The sequence below is a fragment of the Methanosarcinales archaeon genome, assembly GCA_014859725.1.
GTDB lineage: Archaea > Halobacteriota > Methanosarcinia > Methanosarcinales > Methanocomedenaceae > Kmv04.
In genome coordinates this window covers 1-2611 of record JACUTQ010000232.1, presented here as the reverse complement: position 1 = coordinate 2611, position 2611 = coordinate 1, and the positions used below count along the sequence as shown (strand labels likewise).

1 protein-coding gene is annotated in these 2611 nt (G+C 37.6%); it reads left to right on the top strand.

Annotated elements, in window-relative coordinates:
* Positions 1-92 precede the first annotated feature (92 nt).
* On the top strand, positions 93-2611 hold a 2519-nt coding region (locus IBX40_12595; GenBank protein MBE0525148.1), incomplete at its 3' end, for a DNA/RNA helicase, superfamily II.

Here is a 2611-nt window from a genome sequence, read left to right as displayed (position 1 = left end):
ATATTTGAATAATTATTACTAAATACTTTCACTGCGCACTATATAATATTTTATAATAGATGCATTCTCTTTGAATGCCAGGGAGAAAAAAGATGAATAATATTCTTTCGAAGGTAGTGGATAATTATGCTGCTGTGATCGAGGATGGAAAAGAAGGGGCTGTCAGAGAGATATTTGAGTATTATGCAGCAAAATGTATTGAAACCCCTTCAGACTTTGGACTTCGAATGGATATTGGTACTGGTTATCTATTTTTTTCAGGTTTCAAAGAGTCATATAATATTTTCAATGACTTAAAAGTTAATGATATCCTTAAGAATGTTGCTGATGATGAAAAATGGGACAGCAAAGCTCCGATACGAGTTGTAATGGGGCGCGAGACAAGTAAATTTACAAAGGAAATCCTGCTTTCCATTATTAGAGATAACATCAGTAATTTTAACGATGAGACAGTTGAACTACTTGAAAATCTGGTTAAGAATGACTTGATTGAGTTCAGGGTGTTTCTTGACAGGAAATTCCATGTAAAGATTTATAATTTCTATTTACGATCTTCTATTCCTGATGATATCTGGGCAGGTTCTGCAAATTTCACAAAAGCCGGATTGACTGATAATATCGAACTCTGCATACCAATGCAAACTACCAGCGAGACGCGGGAACTTTTCAGGGACTGGTTCGATGCCTTATGGGGGATGGCAAGCAAAGACCTGAATATGCTTGCTATTATCGAGAATGTCAAAGAATCTAAGTACATCTATCTACATCCCATGAACTTTTTTACTAAACTTATCCACCTGCTGAACAAAATGTATCTGCTTGAAGATGAGGTTGAAGGTGATGAGAATATCCTCCTCGAATTCCAAAATTTAAGCTACTATATTGTAATGGAGCGCCTTCAGAAATACGGTGGATATATTCTTGCAAACTCTGTGGGTCTTGGTAAATCCTATGTTGCTGCACAGGCTATGAAGGCATATCTTAAGCAGAATCCTGACAAAAGGTGTTTACTTATTTATCCGCCCAGAATGGAAACGGAATGGAAAGGATATCTGGAAGAGTTTGGAATATTTGATCACATGGACATGATTTCGATGGGAATCCTCCAGAAACCACCATATGGGGATGCAGACGAGGGAGTTTTTGACCATAGAACGTATTCAGATAAATATTCTTTAATCGTGGCTGATGAAGCACACCACTACAGGAATGAGAATAACAGACGACAAAATATCCAAAATCTGATAAAAAGTAATGGAAACGCAGAGGTGCTTCTTCTCACTGCAACTCCGGTGAATTTGAGTTCTAAAGACCTTTTCAGCTTGGTCGACCTGTTCTATCAAGGTGAAAATGTTTCACGTTTTGAAGGTCAGGGACTTCGGGAACTTTATGACACGACCAGCAGGGAGCTCAAAGATTCTAAATATGAGCTCAATAAGGATCTACTTGAAAAGATAAAGCGGATTGAAAAGGAACTGAACCTGAAAATAACGTGGCGCATTGTGCAGGATCATTTTAAGGAAGACCTGTGGAAACTTTCAGGGGAAAAATTGAAATATGAAGAACCTGACACAAGAGAGGTGTCGTTTACTTATCCTGATGAATATAAAGAGAAAATATTCGATAACATCATCACTTTTTTGGCGAATCTAAAATATGAGCCTGCCAAATTGTGGGATGGTCAGGGTTATAAAGACGATAAAAATCTGCAATTCTGGTACAAATGGCAATTATATAAAAGGCTTGAAAGCAGTCTTTATGCATTCTACAAGAGCGTATATTACCTTAAAATACGGTTCGCTCTTTACAGGGAAACTCTTGAAAAAGGCGTCTGGATAGATAGGGATAATCTGGATACCCTACCATTTGAACTTGGAAAACAAGAGTATCGGGCTGTTATTGATGAAACACGTCACCGTGTGATATTTGATTCGTTCCATGAACAGGACAGTTCGATTCAAGAACAGATTTTAGCTAACCATTCCAGCGATCTGGCGTTGATAGATGAAATGCTTAATACGCTCAAAGAGGTTTTTGGTGAGCTTGAAGAGATACCTTATAAGGATGATAAAAAGATCCAGAACTTAAAAGAGATACTTCAGGATAACCTGCGTGATGGAAAACCTACTATTGTATTTTCCCAGTACAAGGATACTATTGATTATCTTTATAAATCGCTCAACGGTGATATTGAAAAGATTGATTACATCCATGGTGCCAGTGATAAGTCTAAGGATAAATTGATAGAACGTTTCCAGAAAGGGGATGTCGATATTATTCTTACGACTGACATTCTTTCTGAAGGTGTTAATATACCGAGAGCAGTATCAGTTATTAATTTCGATCTGCCTTATAATCCTGTGTTACTTGTGCAAAGGGCAGGCAGGGCACTCAGGATTACTAATCCAAAGAAACTTTTGATATATAATTTTAAACCTGAAACAGAAATCGATAAGGAGCTTGACCTCTACGAAAAGCTTGATCTTCGCCTAAAGACGATTCTTGATATTGTGGGACTTGACTTTATCGTGTGGCTGATGGATGAGAAGGATATTAAGGAGATACACGAAGCAGAGAAGCAGCAGTATCTTGAAAAGTTCGGAGAGTACAA